The sequence below is a fragment of the Halomonas sp. V046 genome, assembly GCF_052645355.1.
In genome coordinates this window covers 27,823-44,600 of sequence record NZ_JBQXYF010000008.1, presented here as the reverse complement: position 1 = coordinate 44,600, position 16,778 = coordinate 27,823, and the positions used below count along the sequence as shown (strand labels likewise).

Below are 16,778 nucleotides of genomic sequence, written 5' to 3'. Positions count from 1 at the left end.
TAACTGGCGTGGCGACTGGCATGGCGACTGGCGTGGCGACTGGCGTTGCGACTCAGCCCACGCCGCTGCCGTAGCCGGTGGCGACACTGGCCGTTGGCGAGGTTTCCACCCATACGCTCTGGGCGACGGTGTATTCCTTGAGACCTTCGACGCCGCTGGAGCGCCCGAACCCACTGTCGCCGAAGCCGCCGAAGGGCGACATGACGTTGATCGCCTTGTAGCTGTTGATCCACACCGTGCCGGCACGTAATCGAGCCGCTACCCGGTGGGCACGCGCCGGGTCCTGGGTCCAGACCGCCCCGGCTAGACCGAAGCGTGTGGCATTGGCCAGGCGCACGGCATCTTCTTCTGTGGTAAACGGCATGACCACGACCACAGGACCGAACACTTCCTCGCGTGCGATGGCCATGTCTTCGGTGACATCGACCAGCACCGTAGGCGCGAGGAAGTATCCACGGGCCTCTGCGGGTAGAGTCTCGGGCCGGTGTCCTCCACAGAGCACACGAGCGCCCTGGAGTTTCGCCGCCTCGATCATCGACAGGATGTGCCGGTGCTGGCGCGAGTTCTGCACCGGTCCCATTTGGGTGGCTGTGTCGCTGGGCAGGCCGACCGCGATACTGCCGGCCGTTCGGGCCAGGCGTTCGCATACCTCGTCGAAGATCTCCCTTTGCACCAGCAGGCGGGACCCCGCCACGCAGCTCTGTCCAGCGGCCGCGAAGATGGCCGCCTGGGCGCCGGCCACGGCATCGTCGAGCCTGGCGTCGCCGAAGACGATGTTGGCGGACTTTCCGCCGAGTTCAAGCACGCTTGGCACCAGGCGCTCTGCCCCTGCCTGGGCAATCTTCCTACCACTCTCGGGCGAGCCGACGAACACGAGCTTGCTGATGCCTGGGTGCCCGGTGAGAGCGGCCCCTGTGGTTGGCCCGACACCGTTGACGATGTTGATCAACCCTTGCGGCAGGCCTGAGCGCTCCAGCAGCATGGCGACGACCACCGAGGAGAAGGGCGTCAGCTCCGAGGGTTTGAGCACGACGCCATTGCCGGCGGCGATGGCCGGTGCCAACTGCCAGGCGCAGGTGAACATCGGCGCGTTCCATGGCGTGATCTGGCCGACAACCCCATAGGGCACATGGCGCACATAGTTGAGGTGCGAGGTCGGCACCGGAATCACCTCACCGTGCTGCTTATCGCACCAGCCGGCATAGTATTCGATCATTTCGCGGACCTTGATGACCTCTCCACGACAGTCTCGAATGGGCTTGCCGGCCACCACGCTCTCTAGCTGTGCCAGTGCTTCCTCATGGCCCTGCAGGGCAGCGGCGGCGGTGGTCATGCGCCTGCCGCGCTCGCTGGCGGTTAGCGCCATCCATTCCTGCTGGGCGGCCGTTGCCGCCGCGACCGCACGCTCTACCAGCGCCGCACCGGCATCGGCATATGTCATCAAGGGCAGTCCGGTGACGGGATCGAGTAGCTCGATGCTCTCGCCTTGGCCCGCCACCAACTCACCGCCGATCCAGTTGCTCAGCGCAATCCCGGGCAGCATGCCACGCGCTGTGAGCAGCTCGGTGAGGCATTCAACGGCCTTGTCGTTCAGCGAGTTCATTCTTTATCCTCCAGCGTCGAGGGCGTACTGCGTGGTTGCGAGGGGTGCCGGATCTGATCGGTCACATGGTTGAAGTCGGCGCTGTCGGGCGAGGCGTCGGTATGCCACCGTTCCACGACGCGGGTCAGCAGATCCAGCGACAGGCCGAGGTCCGCGGCGGCGTCGCGCGCCAGGCGCAGGTCCTTGCGCATCAGACCGGTGGTGAAGCCGGAGTCGAAGGCATCAGACAGAATCCACTTCGGGAAATTGACCTCACTGACGGCGCTGCGGCCCGAGCCGCTGTTCAAGCCCGCCAGGCAGGCCTCGGGGGCGACGCCGGCCCGGCTCGCCAGGGCGATGGCTTCGGCCGTGGTCAGCAGGTGCGCCGCGCACAGGTAGTTATTGGCCAGCTTGACCACATGGCCACTGCCGGCCTCTCCGACATGGGTGTAGCGTGCCGACAGCGCCTCGAGGACGGGGGTAACGCGCTCGATCGTCGATATCGCTCCACCGAGCAGCATGCCAAGGGTACCCGTGGCAGCGCCGGCCGGGCCGCCGCTGACCGGAGCATCGAGCCACTCGAGGCCGGCCTGGCGAGCCTGCTTCGCCAAGTCCCGGCTGACCACCGGATCACTGGTTGAGGTATCGACGATCACGCTGCCCTTCGGCGCCTGTCGCAAGAGCCCGGGTGAGGACTCGATCACTTCACTGACGTGGACTGAGGTGGGTAACGAGAGCAGATAGACGTCGGCTGCCGGCAGTGCGTCTGGGTTGACGATGTCGAGTCCGCGTGACGCCATCTTGCTGCGTGTGGCGGCCATGACATCGGTTCCAACCACCGCAAACCCAGCCTTGCGTAGGGTCAGGGCCATGTTCCCGCCCATCTGTCCTAAGCCGATGACGACAATCTTCATGATGACTCCTGTCTTGTGTTTGTTAGTGGTGAACCGCCATCGCCGACGATCAGGCAGCGGAGCGCCGAGCCATGCCGTGCAAGGCATGGCGAATCAAAGGTAGGGAGAGAAGAGCGCCCGGGTCAGCGCTTGCTGAGCAGCGCCTTGACCAGGGCTATCCAGTAGGCGACCCCGATCGGTGCCAGCGCGTCGTTGAAGTCGTATTTTGGGTTGTGCAGGGCCGCACTGTCGGTGCCATTCCCCAGCCAGATATAGGCACCGGGGCGCTGCTGCAGCATGAAGGCGAAGTCTTCCGATGCCATGGACGGCGGCAGTTCGCGATGTACCTGTCGGATGTCCGGCATCGCGGTAAGCACCTCGGCGCAGCGCTGGGCCTCGGCCGGCGTATTGAGCGTGGCCGGATAGCGCGACTGGTAGTCGATGCTGGCCTTCAGGCCATGGAAGTCGGCCGTGGCCGCAATCGCTTGGCCAAAACGTGCTTCAAGGTAGTCGCGTAGCTCGCCATCGAAACATCGCACGGTGCCACACAGCTCGACGGTCTCAGGCATCACATTGAAGGCATCGCCGGCGTGGAACTGGGTAACACTCATGACGGCGGTCTGGTGTGCCGGTATCTCTCGGCTGACGATGCCTTGCAGTTGATTGACCAACTGGCACGCCGCGAGGACGACGTCCTTGCCGAGGTGAGGCATGGCGGCATGGCAACCACTGCCCGTGAGCTTCACGGTAAAGACGTCGAAGGCAGCCATCACCGCCGAGTCGTGCACGGCGGCTTCGCCGAGTGCCATGCCCGGCCAGTTGTGAACGCCGTAGACCGCTTCCATTGGGAAGCGCTCAAACAGCCCTTCCTCGACCATGACGCGTCCGCCGCCCTCGTTCTCTTCCGCCGGCTGGAAGATGAAGTAGACGCGTCCGGCAAAGTCGGGGGACTCGGCCAATGCACAGGCGCCCCCCAACAGCATGGTGGTATGGCCATCGTGACCGCAGGCGTGCATCTTGCCCGGTCGTTGGGAGGCGTGGGCGAAGGCATTGGCCTCGCTCACGTCCAGTGCGTCGATATCGGCTCGCAGTCCGATGGCCCGGTCGCCGCCATGGCGACCATCGACCCATGCCACGACGCCAGTCCCACCGCCGAGCCCAGTCACCCTCGAAATCCCGGCGGCGTCCAGAATCTCGACGATGCGAGCGCTGGTATGGTGTTCTTCGAAGGCGGTTTCCGGCTGGCGATGAAACTCATGACGCCATTCGCGCAAAATATCCGCATTGACAATCGACATGGCATTTTCCCTATAGACGGTCATATCGGTTACAGCAGTGCCTGGGCCACGACGGCCGATCCGACGAAGGTTCCGGTGAACACCAGCAGTGACACGATGATCAGTTTCCAGCCAACCTGGCGGAACATGGTGAACTCTCGCGGTGAAAGCGCCAGGCCCGCGTAGGCCAGCACCGGCGTCACGATGGCCAGAAAGCTGACCGACGCCAATTGCTCGACGATCCAGGCGCTGGCCGGAAACCAGGGCAGCGTCACGATGATGCTGACCAGAGATACCCAGGCGACGCCCGGCAGATAGAAGGGCGCAAAGCGCGTGACGACCAGGCCGAACATGGTCATGGCGTAGAGAATCACCATGCCCGGTAGTGCCGCCAGCAAGGAGCCGCCGTTGATGGTATTGCTGACCCAGGCGACGGCACACACCACCGCCATGACGATGGCGGTTTGGCCAAGGTGGCGCTCGGGGCGCTCGTCATCGCTGACGGTAGCGGCGTAGTTCGGTTCCGCCGTGGCCTTGGCACCGACCGAGCTTACCGCCGTGCGCCCGGAGCACCATTTGAAGATTTTCTCGGCCAGCGGCAAGGCGATGAACAGCGAAATATAGAGGCCGGTGGCGTAGGTCAGCAGGTTGCTGGCGCCGGCGAAGGCCAACAGCTCATCGCGCATTTCCGGCAAGGCGCCGGCGATGGCACCCGAGCAGGCCGCGACCATGCTGCCGCTGCCCACGCCACAGGCCATCGCCAGGGCACGCGGGTCGAAGATGTCCAGCGTCGTCAGGTAGCCGGCCATCAGCGCGAACCACAGGGTACCGAACATGGTGCCGACGACGTAGACCCCCATGACGCCGATGCCTTCGGGCCCCTTGAGACCGTACTTGTCGGAGATGATGGCGATGTTGGGTTCCCGTGCGATGGAGTAGGTGGCACCAATGGCCTCACGTCCCATTTTGAGTACAACTACCGCGAAGGGCATGGCGATCAGCATGGTGCCCAGGTTGCCGAGCTCCTGGAGAACCAGGGCCGGCCCGGCGCTGAGGATCTGCTCGATAGCCGGCCCGATGGTGGAGCCGAAGCGGGCAATGAAGGGCATGATCGATAACAGAATGATCGGTGCGGCGGCGTCACTGAGCTTCACCGGCACCAGGCGCGAGGTGGCCGAGAACAGATGTGGGTTCAGCAATAGCCCGATGATAAAGGCGTAGAACAGCGGCAGGAGCAGCAGGGTGCCGGGCCCGAGGGGAATCTTGATGATGCCGATGGCTTCGGAGATCAGGGCCGCTATGGCCACGATGCCATGCAGGCGCCAGTCGAGGAGCATAGAGAGTTTCATGCGGATGTCCTGTTGTTGTAATTACGGGCAACGTCGGTGGAGAACCGCGGATCGTTCCACCATCACCGTCTTCTCGAGTATCGAAGGAGGGAGTGTTCTAATGAAAGATCAATGGTGTGCTATTTTTTAGGGCGCAGTCGCTCTGGTCGCTCTGGCCGGTGCTGGCAACGCATGGTGAATTTTTGCCCAGCCGACCAAGACGCCGCACGGTGAAAACTGGATAATGGCGGGCTAGGCGCGCACGGCGGCCCGAATTCACTTATCCGGTGCTATCTCCATGGAAATCAAGGTCAATTTTCTCGAAAATCTCAGGCTTGAGGCCAAGTTTGACGATTTCACCGTCGTCACCGATCAACCCATTCGCTACAAGGGCGATGGATCGGCGCCGAGCCCCTTTGACTATTTCCTGGCGTCCTCTGCGCTCTGCGCGGCCTACTTCGTGCGCGTGTACTGCCTGGCGCGCGACATTCCGACCGAGAACATCCGTCTGTCGCAGAACAACATCGTCGACCCGGAGAATCGCTACAACCAGATATTCAAGATCCAGGTAGAGCTGCCGGAGGATCTTTCGGACAAGGACCGCCAGGGGATTTTGCGCTCCATCGAGCGCTGCACCGTCAAGAAGGTGGTGCAGACCGGGCCGGAGTTTCAGATCGAGACGGTCGAGAACCTGGACGAAGACGCCCAGGCGCTGCTGATGGCCGAGCCAGAGGAGGGCGCGAGCACCTGGATCGAAGGCAAGGACCTGCCGCTGGAGCAGACCATCGCCAATATGACGGGGCTTCTTCAGGATCTGGGCATGAAGGTCGAGATCGCGTCCTGGCGTAATATCGTTCCCCACGTCTGGTCGCTGCATATTCGCGATGCGGCATCCCCGATGTGCTTCACCAACGGCAAGGGCTCGTCCAAGGAGAGTGCACTGTGCTCGGCGCTGGGCGAGTTTATCGAACGCCTGAGCTGCAACTTCTTCTACAACGATCAGTTCTTCGGTGAAGAGATCGCCGCGAGCGAGTTCGTTCACTATCCGAACGAGAAGTGGTTCCTGCCCGGACCCAACGATGCGCTGCCCGAGGGGCTGCTCGATGCGTACTGCTGGGCGATCTATGACCCGGAAGGTGAGCTCTGCGGCGCCAACCTGATCGACACCAATTCTGGCAAGGTCGAGCGCGGCATCGTCGCGCTTCCCTTCGTCCGCCAGTCAGACGGCGAGACCGTCTACTTCCCCTCCAACCTGATCGAGAACCTCTATCTCAGCAACGGCATGAGCGCCGGCAACACGCTGGCCGAGGCACAGGTTCAGTGCCTGTCGGAGATCTTCGAGCGGGCGGTGAAGCGCCAGATCCTCGAAGAGGAACTGACGCTGCCGGATGTGCCCATGGAGGTGCTGAAGACGTACCCCGATATTCTCGAGGGCGTCGAGGCGCTGGAGGCCCAGGGATTCCCGATTCTGGTCAAGGACGCCTCGCTCGGCGGGCAGTTTCCGGTGGCGTGTGTGGCCTTGATGAACCCGAAGACCGGCGGGGTCTTTGCCTCCTTCGGTGCCCACCCAAGCTTCGAGGTCGCGGTGGAGCGCAGCCTGACCGAGTTGATGCAGGGCCGCAGCTTCGAGGGGCTGAACGACTTCCCGCCACCGACGTTCAATTCCCTGGCGGTGTCCGAGCCGAACAACTTCGTCGAGCACTTCATCGACTCCTCCGGGGTCGTGTCATGGCGCTTCTTCAGCGCCAAGTCCGACGTCGAGTTCTGCGCGTGGGACTTCTCCGGCAGCAACGACGAGGAGGCCGCCAACCTGTTCGGGATTCTGAAGGACCTGGACCTGGATGCCTACATGGCGGTACACGAGGACCTCGGCGCGCCGGTCTGCCGTATCCTGGTGCCGGGCTACTCCGAGGTCTATCCGGTCGAGGATCTGATCTGGGACAACACCAATATGGCGCTCGACTACCGTGAAGACATTCTCAACCTTCACGCCTTGAACGATGACCAGCTCGCGGCTCTGCTCGAACGCCTGGACGAGAGCCAGATCGACGACCATGTCGACATCATCACCCTGATCGGCGTCGAGTTCGACGAGAACACGGTATGGGGCCAACTGACCATTCTGGAGCTCAAGCTGTTGATCAACCTGGCGCTTGGCCAGCACGAAGAGGCGCTGGAGAGGGTCGAGATGTTCCTCCAGTACAATGACAATAGCGTCGAACGCGGCCTGTTCTACCAGGCCATGAGGGCGGTGCTGGAGATCGCTGTCGATGACGAACTCGAGCTTGACGACTACCTCTACAACTTCAAGCGCATGTTCGGCGATGACACCATGGCCGCGGTGGTCGGCTCGGTGGACGGCACCGTGCGCTTCTCCGGCCTGACCCCGACCAACCTGCAGTTGGAGGGGCTCGAGAAGCACCAGCGCCTGATCGAGAGCTACAAGAAGCTGCATGCAATGAGGGCCGCCAAGGCCTAAGGCCCTAGGCACTTCGCTTCGTCGTGCATCCCAACCGATGCAACGCTCAAGCGGTTGCCAACGCTGGCCTTCTCGGAGGGGAGGGCCGCGTCCGGCGCGGTATTCCTCGTCGACCCCGAGCCGATCTTGCCCGACGAACGATCGGCGTCGGGGAGCGGCCTGCCCATCCCGACGCTCTCCCTGCTTTCCGACCGCGAGCTGCTCCCCTGATGTCAGGAGCGCAGTGTCTGAAAAACATGACGATGGTCGTCTGGGGTCCCTCGTGGCGCGAACCGGGCGTCGAGCACCGCAGTCGACGATTGGCGCGTTCGCGAGGATGGGCGTAACGCGACAAGGCTCTCTGGTCTCCGTTGACGGCGCGTTCTTCTTATCGCCTCTCCGCGGGAAGTATCCGCCTTCTGTTTGATGTTGTTGTTAAAAAACAAATGGTTAGTCTGAAAATCTCGGTGGTGAAAGGTTCGTCCATCAATCCCTTCGTGCCTTCCCTGGTGCTAAATAGCGTCGAGAGCGTCGTTGTTCCGCCACCAGGGAGGCGGCCTGCGACGGCAGGCACCCGGGCCATGGTCTACGCTGGTTGGCCATGAGTGCACGTTTTAGCACATTTATGGTCTGACCAAGGGACGGGATGATGACGACGATTGACGCGCGACAGGTGGGCCCATTCATCTTCTGCCTCCTGGTGACGCCAGCCGTGCTGGCTCAGGAGGGGCCGAATGCTGCTGCCCAGGCGAATAACCCGCTGGCGAGCATGACCGCGTTCAATATGCAGAACTATTACATTGATGAAATAACCGACTCGGATGAGAGCGCCAATCAATTCTGGTTCCGCTACGCTTCCCCATTTTCATTAGGTCAGTCCGACTGGCTGCTGCGTGCTTCGCTTCCCATCAACAGCTATCCGACGCCGCCCTCGGGAGACACGGAAACGGGCGTTGGAGACCTGAACCTCTTCACCTCATATCTCGTCGATACCGGAAACCCGGCGATCAGCTTTGGCTTCGGGCCCCAACTGACCGCGCCCACTGCATCGAAAGATGAAGTCGGTAGCGAGAAGTGGTCGGCTGGGTTGGTCAACGTGCTGTTCAATGCCAGCTCGCCCAAGTTTCAATACGGCTATTTGATGTCCTGGCAGCAGAGCTTTGCCGGCGAGGATGACCGTAATGATATCGATGTGGCGGCCTTCCAGCCTTTTGGCTTCTACCAACTTGGCGATGGTACCTATCTGCGCAGTGCACCGATCTGGCAGTTTAATCTCGACAATGGCGACTATGGGATACCGCTAGGTGTGGGGATTGGTCAAGTCATCAAGCAGGAGAAGACCGTATACAACTTCTTTGTGGAGCCACAGTTCTCGGTGGCCGATGAAGGTGCTGGGCAACCTGAGTTTCAGGTATTTGTCGGCTTGAACCTGCAATTCAGCAAGTGATGGTCGTGGAGTGAACGAGGCGTTCTGTCGTCGGCTCATGAGGACAGACATAGATGTTTGCTGCTTCAGTCGCCATCGCGTCATGAAAGACGGCGGTGGACGCCGTCCCTTTGTGTTTATCGACTCGCCGCTTCGACGAGCGGCAGTGCCAGGGTGAAAGGCCAGGAGCGGGTAATGCGAGAGCTGGGATACCTTGGGTTGGCAGCGGCGTGTCTGTGCTCGGGGGCATGGGCCCAGCAGCCGGATGGTTTGGCGCCGGACCGAGAGCCGTCACCGGGCATGGGAAATGAGCGTCGGGAATCCCCGTGGCTCCTGGTACCGAAAGTGAGTAGCGATCCGAAGATTGGCACCTCGGCGGGAGTCATCGCCGGATACATGTTCCAGACCGACCCCGAGTCTACGGCATCTATTTTGGGGGCTATGGGCACCTACAGCACCACCGACTCGTGGATCGGTGGCATTTTTTTTCGCGGTTACTGGGACGCTGATAGCAAGCGCCTGACGGCAGGCATTGGCCGCGGCGAAATCAACAATGACTATGAGGATTTTCTTGGCACGGGGTTGCCGGCTCAGACGACGGACGAAATGAAGCTGGTGTTTGCCCGGTATCTTCAGGAGGTCTACCCGCATTGGTTTATCGGCGCCCAGGGCGTGTATACGAACTACCTGGTGGTCAGTCACGACCTCGAGGCTCAGACCATCATGCAGGCCGCCGGGATTACGGGAGTCGACGCAGGAGCCGTCGGACTTTCGCTATTGTATGACACGCGAGATAGTCAGAATGCGGCGAGTGATGGCATAAGGTTCGATATCAATAATTTTGCCTTTCGTGAGGCATTCGGGGGCGAGGATGATTTCGATAGCTTGAGCGTCGAGTTTGACCAGTACATTCCGAATGGCGATGGCCATGTCTTCGCCTGGCGCGCGTTCGGGCGCGGGACCGATGATGCGCCCACGAGCGGGTACTCTAGCGTCGAGTTGCGGGGCTATACCCGAGGCCAGTATCTAGCGCCGAACTCCGTGTCCGTGGAAGCCGAGCAGCGGTTCCATGTGCATGGGCGGTTTGGTCTCAATGCCTTTGCCGGAGTTGCCTGTCTGTTTGGAGATGGGGAGAGGTGTGACGAAGGCGACAATCTCTATCCGAGTGCTGGCATCGGTGCTCAGTATGTGCTGAAGGAAGAGGAAAACATCGTGGTCACCGCCGATTACGCACAGGGCAAGGAAGATAACAGCGGATTTTACGTGAGGCTGGGGCAGGCCTTCTAGACGGCGTTGCCCCGATCCCGGGACGATGACGTCGCTCGGTGTCGTTTACGTCGTCATTTGCGCAGTCGTTTGCGCAGTCGCTTGAGTTGCCGCTTGGGAAGGCTGCCGAGTGCCAGAGCGGTAAGCATCAGTGCGCCACCGCCAACGACCATCGGCAGGATGGGTTCGTCGAGCAGGATCATCGAGCCGAGGTAGCCGATCAGGGGCGTCAGGGTGCTGATCAGGGCGACCTTTGCTGGTTCGAGCAGTTTGCCGGCGCCGATCAGCATGCCGAAGCCGATACCCGTGACCACGGGCCCCATGAAGGTGAGCAAGGCGATGGCCCGAGGGGCGGTCATCGAGGCCGTCGGTAGTCCCTCGAACACCAGCGCCAATGCCGTCATGCCGATACCGGCCACCAGGAATTGCCAGAACACGGCGTCGAGGACCTTGCCTTGCCAGGCATGCTGCGACACTAGCCGAATCGCCATGGCCCAGAACAGTGCGGCGGCCAGCACGACGAACAGTGGCGCCCACTGCCCTGGCTCCCCGGAGGCCAGCATGATGGTGGCGCAACCCGCCGCCGACAGCAGGGTCAGCAAGACTCGGAAGACCGGGGGACGCTGGCGAAACACCACAACGTCCATCACCAGAAGCCACAGCGGTGTGGTGTAGATGAGAATGCTGGCGGTGCCAGCGGGCACATATTGCAGCGCCGCCGTGACCAGCCCCATCGATACGATAAACTGCAGCACTCCGACGCCCAGGATGACCGGTACGTCCGCTCTGGTTAGCCGCGGCCGGCGTCGGTGGGCAGCATAAATGACCAAGGCGATGACCGGGACGCTGAGCAGAAAGCGCAGCCCCACCATCCATAGCGGCGAGAAGTACTCCACGCCCATCTTCATGACCGGCCAGTTGAGGCCGAGCAACAGCACCGAGACGAGCAGTAGCTTGACGCCCTTGGCGGTATCGCGTTTGGTGGCGGTTGCCGCGTTCAGAGCGGCGCTATTCGATGCATCCACGTCTGGATCGGATGCCGTCGACGTCGGCCGGGTCGATACGTCCGCCATCCTGGCGTCTCCCGTCAAATGGGTGGTTGTCTGTCGCGGCTGCGTGGCCTCACCGCGCTGGCCCTTGGTCGGCTGGACCCGCGGGGCAGGCGCCGGGCGCTGCCGTGCTAGTCGCATACGGCAGGGCGGTCTCGGGGGCAGACTTGGGGCCAAGGCCAGGGAGAGTCTTGCCAGGGGGGCAACGGGTCGGTCTTGAGCCGGTGCAGACCATGGCGAACTGTACCAGCTTGCCGAGACATTCGTTAGCGTCATATCGGTGTCGATCGAGCGCGCCCGACGGGTCAGCGGTCAGCACCGCCGTGGTGGGCGGGGCGTCGACAGGGCTGGCAGGGAGCCTGAGGACAGAGTGCTGGCGTCAGGCGGGGCGCAGACTCCAGACCTGGTCGAGCGACGCGAGTGCCATCTGAATCGGCGTGTCGTCGTCGCGGTCCTTGCGCCAGACGAAGCAAAGTGCGCAATCCAGGGCGATGCCATCGACCACCACCAAGCCACTTGTCTGTCGTTCGGCGATGGCTTGCGACTCTCTGGCGAGGCTCAGCCCCACGCCGGCGCGTACCAGATCGAGCATGCACGCCTCCTGATCTACTTGCGCCACACGGTTTGGCTTTTCACCACTGTCTCGCATGGCTCCCTGGAGCAGGCGGTGGTGCACCGAGTCGGGTGGTGTCACGATCCACGGCAGGGCGGCCAGGGACGACCATCGCGTGTCGGCGACTCGCGCCTCCCAGCCAGGCGGTGCGACGATGCGGTAGCGAAAGTGGGTTAGCTCGACATGGGCCACGTCGTCGTTGCTGTCGCCGGGGCCGGCCCCGGGAGGCGCGAGGTGGAAGGCCACGTCGAGCTCGCCTTTTTCGACTCGCCTCATGACGCAGCCGCTCATGCCATGGTGCAACTCGGTTTCGAGCTGTGGTGCACGCTCGACCAACGAGTTGAGAAAGCTGCCCAGACGAATGAACTCGGGGTCGACAATGGTGCCAATCTTCAGCAGGCCCCGCACCGTGCAATGCAATGACTGCGCCATCTGCTCGAAGATCCTGAGACTCGTAAGGGCTTTCTCCGCCACCGGCAACAACGCCAGGCCATTGGCCGTTAGCGCCAGTCCCTGGGGCCTGCGGTCGAACAGCGATAGCCCCAGCGTTTGCTGAAGGTGCTTCAACTTTAGGCTAATCGCGGGTTGCGTCAGGTGAAGTTGCTCGGCCGCCCGGGAGACACTTCCCAGGCGCGCAACCGCCACGAAGGCACGCAGCGTGGCGTATTCCTGCATCGTCGCGGTTCCTCGAACGAGTGTTATTTGAAAACCTTATAACAGGGTTTGACAGAACTCAATTGCGCGAGCCAAGGGACGGGGTAGTCTGCATTTCAGGTGCCGGTGGCCAAGAAGGCAGGCGAGAAGAGGACGATCATGACCATGCGACAACAACAAAGCAGCATGTTCGACTATATCGTGGTCGGCGCGGGCACTGCGGGCTGCCTGCTGGCCAACCGCCTGAGCGCCGACCCGGCCAATCGCGTCTTGCTTATCGAGGCAGGCGGTCGCGATAACTACCACTGGATCCACGTGCCGGTGGGGTACCTGTACTGCATCAACAACCCCCGCACCGATTGGCTGTTTCGCACCCAGCCGGACAAGGGCTTGAACGGCCGCACGCTGATCTATCCCCGGGGCAAGACCCTCGGCGGCTGCTCCAGCATCAACGGCATGATCTACATGCGCGGCCAGGCCCGGGACTACGACCACTGGGCGGATGTCACCGGCGACGAGCAGTGGCGCTGGGAACACTGTCTGAAGGCGTTCACTCGGCATGAGGATCACTATCGCCTCGACGATGGCGGTGACGGCGAGGCGGCTCATGCCGACTTTCACGGGCATGGCGGTGAATGGCGAGTCGAGAAGCAACGCTTGAAGTGGGAGGTGCTCGATGATTTTGCCCATGCCGCCGAGCAAGCCGGCATTCCCCGCACCCAGGACTTCAACCGAGGGTGCAACGAAGGCGTGGACTACTTCGAGGTCAATCAGCGAGCGGGTTGGCGCTGGAATACCGCCAAGGCGTTCCTGCGACCGGCGCTCAAGCGCGGCAACCTGACGCTGTGGCATTCGACCCACGTCAATCGGCTCTGCGTCGAGACGTCCGGCGGCGAGAAGCGCTGCGTGGGAGTCGAAGTCGAGCGTGGTGGGAAAACGCTTGTCGCAGGGGCCCGACGTGAAGTGGTGCTGTCGGCGGGGGCGATCGGGTCGCCGCATATCCTTCAGCTATCCGGCATTGGACCGGCGCACCTGCTCAGGGAGCACGGTATCGAGGTGGTTCAGGATCTGCCCGGCGTCGGCGAGAATCTCCAGGACCACCTGCAGATCCGCTCGGTCTACCGCGTCACCAACGCCAAGACACTCAACGCCATGGCCAGCACGCTCTGGGGCAAGGCCTGCATTGGCCTTGAGTACCTGCTCAAACGCACCGGTCCCATGAGCATGGCGCCTTCCCAGCTCGGTATCTTTACCCGCAGCAGTGATGACACCCCATACCCGAATATCGAGTATCACGTGCAGCCGCTGAGTCTGGAGGCGTTCGGCGAGCCTTTGCATCCTTACCCCGCTATCACGGCAAGCGTGTGCAACCTTAACCCGAGTAGCCGCGGCAGCGTCAGGATTCAGAGCGCGGATCCGCGCAGGGCTCCCGCTATCCAGCCGAACTATCTGAGCACGCCGGAAGATCGCCAGGTCGCCGCCGATTCGCTGCGCGTGACGCGCCGAATCGCCGCGCAGCCCGCGTTCGCGAAGTACCAGCCCGAGGAGGTCAAGCCCGGCGCCGAGTATCAGAGCGACGAGGAGTTGACCCGTTTGGCGGGGGATATCGGCACCACCATTTTTCATCCGGTGGGGACGACGGCCATGGGACGCGCAGACGATGGTATGGCCGTGGTCGACTCGCGCCTGCGCGTGCGAGGCATCAAGGGCCTGCGTGTGGCCGATGCCGGCATCATGCCGACGATCACCAGTGGCAACACTAACTCACCGACGCTGATGATCGCAGAAAGGGCGGCGTCCTGGATGCTGGAGTCGGTGGCGAAGGGTGACGAATAGGGTGGCGAATAGGGCGGTGTACCCCTTGCCAGGTGCCGAGGCATCATGCCGAGCACCTGCACGAGCGGCCAGTGGCAACACTAACTCACCGACGCTGATGATCGCAGAAAGGGCGGCGTCCTGGATGCTGGAGTCGGTGGCGAAGGGTGGCGAATAGGGCGGTGTACCCCTTGCCAGGTGCCGAGGCATCATGCCGAGCACCTGCACGAGCGGCCAGTGGCAACACTCACTCACCGACGCTGATGATCGCGGAAAGGGCGGCGTCCTGGATGCTGGAGTCGGTGGCGAAGGGTGACGAATAGGGCGGTGTACCCCTTGCAGGTGCCGATCGCTTGATCGACGCCCACGGCGACCCTAGAATGCAGGCCTGTTTTCTGCCTCAGAATATCTCGATGACTCTGTCCCGCCCCATTCTGTTGATGATCGTTGTTCCCATCGCCTTCACGCTGGCGCTAGGCGGACTGATTTTCGGTGGCCAGGCGCTATCCGACAGCGATGTGGACGGTGAGATTCAACATGCCCTGGCGACGGCGTTGAATACCTCCGGGGAGATCGAGCTGTCTAACCTGCAGGACGTCAATTACGGCTATGGGGTGTGCGGGCTCTACAAGTCGAGCCTGTCTGCCGATGGCTACGCCTCGTTCTTCTACGACAAGCAGAGCGACAGCGTGACGCTGGATGTCAATTCGCGCCGCTTTACGTCGAACTGCGGCTTGTCTTCGATCTGCTGATCGGCGCCTGTTCGCCTCGAACCCCAACGCTTCGCTTTGGACAGGCCTCCCACGGTGCCTGCCAGATTGTCGCACCCGTCTTGCATCAAATGTCGTTGGCGCTATGGTGGGAATCTCTCGCCCTGGCCTGACAGGGCCGGGCTGTCGGTGGCCAAGCTGTCGGTGGCCAAGCTGTCGGTGTCTGGGCTGTCGGTGGCCAAGGGAGAGCCGTCCCTTCCCCTTGTCTGCCGCTTTCGCCCCGGGGTCGCCTCGTTGTGGCTGGCGCTGGTACTGGCACCCGTTGGGCCAGTGGTGACGGGAGATGGTCAGGTGTGGCAGTCCTTTCTGGCCTTTCCGGATGGATCCATGGTTTACCATTAGTCACCAACAGTCACTAAACAGTCACTAAACAGTCACCAATAGTCACCAATAGTCACCAACAGGAGTCGATCGCTGATGAATCGAGTACACCGGAACTGCGCAATGGGCATGCTGGCATTGCTGATGGGTACCGGCGCTGCCCAGGCCGCCGAGATAGAAGTGAGTGATGCGCGCTTGCGCCTGCTGCCGGGCGACCTGCCGGGGGCTGGCTACTTCGTGCTACACAACAACAGCGACGATATGGTGACCCTCACCGGCGCGCAAAGTGCGGCTTTCGATAGCGTCGAGATGCACGTCAGCATGGAACAGGACGGGATGGCCAAGATGCAGTCCATTGCCGGTGTCGACGTTCCCGCTGGCGAGCAGTTTGCATTTGAGCCCAGCGGCCACCACCTGATGTTCATGCAGCGGACACAGCCGCTCAGCGTCGGCGATGAGGTAGAGGTCGTGCTCGAATTCGAAGGCGAAGAGCCGCTTCCCGTCAGCTTCGACGTCGTCTCACCGGTATCGCAGTAGACGGCATTCACGTCGGGCCCGGGTCGTCCGAGACATGGCAGGAACATAACGATGATGAAGTGGCTTCTCCCCTTGTGTGCATCTGTCTGGCTCGCCGGGTGCAGCGACCAGAACTGGCGGACCAAGGATATCTCCGAGATCATGCCGGCCCTGGACTTTGACCTCATCGATGAGCGTGGCAGGCCGGTCGACGAAGAGGTCTATCTCGGCAAGACCACGCTGCTCTATTTCGGCTATACCCATTGCCCGGACGTCTGTCCGACCACGCTCGCCCGTCTCGCCAATGCAACTCGGCAACTCGATGAGGCGGTGCGCGACAAGGTTCAGGTGCTGTTCGTCTCGGTGGACCCGGCCCGCGATACCCCCGAGGTGTTGGCGCAATACACGGACGTGTTCGGCCCGCAGTTCATTGGCCTGTCAGGCGAGACGTCCGACCTGGACGCACTGACCAACCGCTTTCGCATCTCGTACGGTTACGGCGAGGAGGATGCCGAGGGCAACTACGATGTCAATCACTCGAGCGCGGTGTTCGCCTTCAATCCCGCCGGTGAGGCGCGCCTTCTGATTCGCGATAATGATCCGCTTGAAGCGGTGATATCGGACATCGATCGGCTCGTGGCCAAGGGGTAACGCCCGGCTCGATCCTCATCGTCCCACCGGTGAGTGCAGGGTGGAAAAGCGGCCCTGGGCGCCGGACTCGCGCCGGCGTCGTTTGTGCTTCATTTCGCGCAAGCCGGAGGCGCCGGCGCGCGTCATCACGCTCGCTTCTCGGCAGGGCGAGGGGACAAC

14 protein-coding genes are annotated in these 16,778 nt (G+C 62.2%); 8 read left to right on the top strand and 6 right to left on the bottom strand.

Annotation, left to right across the window (positions count from 1 at the left end):
- Positions 1–52: 52 nt before the first annotated feature.
- The 4 genes from ACUN9Y_RS12165 to ACUN9Y_RS12150 all read right to left on the bottom strand — a co-directional run bounded on the left by ACUN9Y_RS12165 (position 53) and on the right by ACUN9Y_RS12150 (position 5,101).
- Positions 53–1,603, bottom strand: a complete 1,551-nt coding sequence (locus tag ACUN9Y_RS12165) for an aldehyde dehydrogenase family protein (RefSeq protein WP_445460987.1) — start codon at positions 1,601–1,603, stop codon at positions 53–55.
- Positions 1,600–2,496 (bottom strand): NAD(P)-dependent oxidoreductase, encoded by an 897-nt coding sequence (locus ACUN9Y_RS12160; RefSeq protein ID WP_445460986.1) that lies wholly within the window; start codon positions 2,494–2,496, stop codon positions 1,600–1,602. The genes ACUN9Y_RS12165 and ACUN9Y_RS12160 overlap by 4 nt, the downstream gene beginning before the upstream one ends.
- A gap of 122 nt (positions 2,497–2,618) precedes the next feature.
- Complete coding sequence (locus tag ACUN9Y_RS12155) at positions 2,619–3,773, bottom strand: amidohydrolase (RefSeq protein WP_445460985.1); 1,155 nt, start codon at positions 3,771–3,773, stop codon at positions 2,619–2,621.
- A 29-nt stretch (positions 3,774–3,802) separates the two neighbouring features.
- Complete coding sequence (locus tag ACUN9Y_RS12150) at positions 3,803–5,101, bottom strand: DUF3100 domain-containing protein (protein WP_445460984.1); 1,299 nt, start codon at positions 5,099–5,101, stop codon at positions 3,803–3,805.
- Between the two features lie 277 nt (positions 5,102–5,378).
- On the opposite strand from ACUN9Y_RS12150, the gene ACUN9Y_RS12145 reads away from it, so the two are divergent.
- The 3 genes from ACUN9Y_RS12145 to ACUN9Y_RS12135 all read left to right on the top strand — a co-directional run bounded on the left by ACUN9Y_RS12145 (position 5,379) and on the right by ACUN9Y_RS12135 (position 10,251).
- Entirely contained in the window at positions 5,379–7,559 is a 2,181-nt protein-coding gene (locus ACUN9Y_RS12145; protein WP_445460983.1) for an OsmC domain/YcaO domain-containing protein, read from the top strand.
- 628 nt (positions 7,560–8,187) lie between these two features.
- Entirely contained in the window at positions 8,188–8,985 is a 798-nt protein-coding gene (locus tag ACUN9Y_RS12140) for a hypothetical protein (RefSeq protein WP_445460982.1), read from the top strand.
- A 174-nt stretch (positions 8,986–9,159) separates the two neighbouring features.
- Entirely contained in the window at positions 9,160–10,251 is a 1,092-nt protein-coding gene (locus tag ACUN9Y_RS12135) for a hypothetical protein (RefSeq protein ID WP_445460981.1), read from the top strand.
- 53 nt (positions 10,252–10,304) lie between these two features.
- Here the strand turns inward: ACUN9Y_RS12135 and ACUN9Y_RS12130 are convergent, their stop codons facing one another.
- Positions 10,305–11,303: a DMT family transporter gene (locus ACUN9Y_RS12130; protein ID WP_445460980.1), complete on the bottom strand. Its 999-nt coding sequence runs from the start codon at positions 11,301–11,303 to the stop codon at positions 10,305–10,307.
- Between the two features lie 355 nt (positions 11,304–11,658).
- Complete coding sequence (locus tag ACUN9Y_RS12125) at positions 11,659–12,567, bottom strand: LysR family transcriptional regulator (RefSeq protein ID WP_445460979.1); 909 nt, start codon at positions 12,565–12,567, stop codon at positions 11,659–11,661.
- Positions 12,568–12,711: 144 nt separating this feature from the next.
- Here ACUN9Y_RS12125 and ACUN9Y_RS12120 point away from each other — a divergent pair, with 144 nt between their 5' ends.
- From ACUN9Y_RS12120 to ACUN9Y_RS12100, 5 genes are all read left to right on the top strand, one after another.
- Positions 12,712–14,382, top strand: coding sequence for a GMC family oxidoreductase (locus tag ACUN9Y_RS12120; RefSeq protein WP_445461172.1), 1,671 nt, complete (start codon positions 12,712–12,714; stop codon positions 14,380–14,382).
- Positions 14,383–14,774: 392 nt separating this feature from the next.
- Entirely contained in the window at positions 14,775–15,113 is a 339-nt protein-coding gene (locus tag ACUN9Y_RS12115; protein WP_445460978.1) for a hypothetical protein, read from the top strand.
- A 147-nt stretch (positions 15,114–15,260) separates the two neighbouring features.
- Positions 15,261–15,473, top strand: coding sequence for a hypothetical protein (locus tag ACUN9Y_RS12110; RefSeq protein WP_445460977.1), 213 nt, complete (start codon positions 15,261–15,263; stop codon positions 15,471–15,473).
- Positions 15,474–15,548: 75 nt separating this feature from the next.
- Positions 15,549–15,989, top strand: a complete 441-nt coding sequence (locus ACUN9Y_RS12105; protein ID WP_445460976.1) for a copper chaperone PCu(A)C — start codon at positions 15,549–15,551, stop codon at positions 15,987–15,989.
- A gap of 51 nt (positions 15,990–16,040) precedes the next feature.
- Positions 16,041–16,619, top strand: a complete 579-nt coding sequence (locus tag ACUN9Y_RS12100; protein ID WP_445460975.1) for an SCO family protein — start codon at positions 16,041–16,043, stop codon at positions 16,617–16,619.
- Positions 16,620–16,778: the final 159 nt, after the last annotated feature.

Coding starts and splice junctions, on each gene's coding strand:
- ACUN9Y_RS12165 (WP_445460987.1), bottom strand. CDS start 1,603: ATGAACTCGCTGAACGACAAGGCCGTTGAATGCCTCACCGAGCTGCTC.
- ACUN9Y_RS12160 (WP_445460986.1), bottom strand. CDS start 2,496: ATGAAGATTGTCGTCATCGGCTTAGGACAGATGGGCGGGAACATGGCC.
- ACUN9Y_RS12155 (WP_445460985.1), bottom strand. CDS start 3,773: ATGTCGATTGTCAATGCGGATATTTTGCGCGAATGGCGTCATGAGTTT.
- ACUN9Y_RS12150 (WP_445460984.1), bottom strand. CDS start 5,101: ATGAAACTCTCTATGCTCCTCGACTGGCGCCTGCATGGCATCGTGGCC.
- ACUN9Y_RS12145 (WP_445460983.1), top strand. CDS start 5,379: ATGGAAATCAAGGTCAATTTTCTCGAAAATCTCAGGCTTGAGGCCAAG.
- ACUN9Y_RS12140 (WP_445460982.1), top strand. CDS start 8,188: ATGACGACGATTGACGCGCGACAGGTGGGCCCATTCATCTTCTGCCTC.
- ACUN9Y_RS12135 (WP_445460981.1), top strand. CDS start 9,160: ATGCGAGAGCTGGGATACCTTGGGTTGGCAGCGGCGTGTCTGTGCTCG.
- ACUN9Y_RS12130 (WP_445460980.1), bottom strand. CDS start 11,303: ATGGCGGACGTATCGACCCGGCCGACGTCGACGGCATCCGATCCAGAC.
- ACUN9Y_RS12125 (WP_445460979.1), bottom strand. CDS start 12,567: ATGCAGGAATACGCCACGCTGCGTGCCTTCGTGGCGGTTGCGCGCCTG.
- ACUN9Y_RS12120 (WP_445461172.1), top strand. CDS start 12,712: ATGCGACAACAACAAAGCAGCATGTTCGACTATATCGTGGTCGGCGCG.
- ACUN9Y_RS12115 (WP_445460978.1), top strand. CDS start 14,775: ATGACTCTGTCCCGCCCCATTCTGTTGATGATCGTTGTTCCCATCGCC.
- ACUN9Y_RS12105 (WP_445460976.1), top strand. CDS start 15,549: ATGAATCGAGTACACCGGAACTGCGCAATGGGCATGCTGGCATTGCTG.
- ACUN9Y_RS12100 (WP_445460975.1), top strand. CDS start 16,041: ATGATGAAGTGGCTTCTCCCCTTGTGTGCATCTGTCTGGCTCGCCGGG.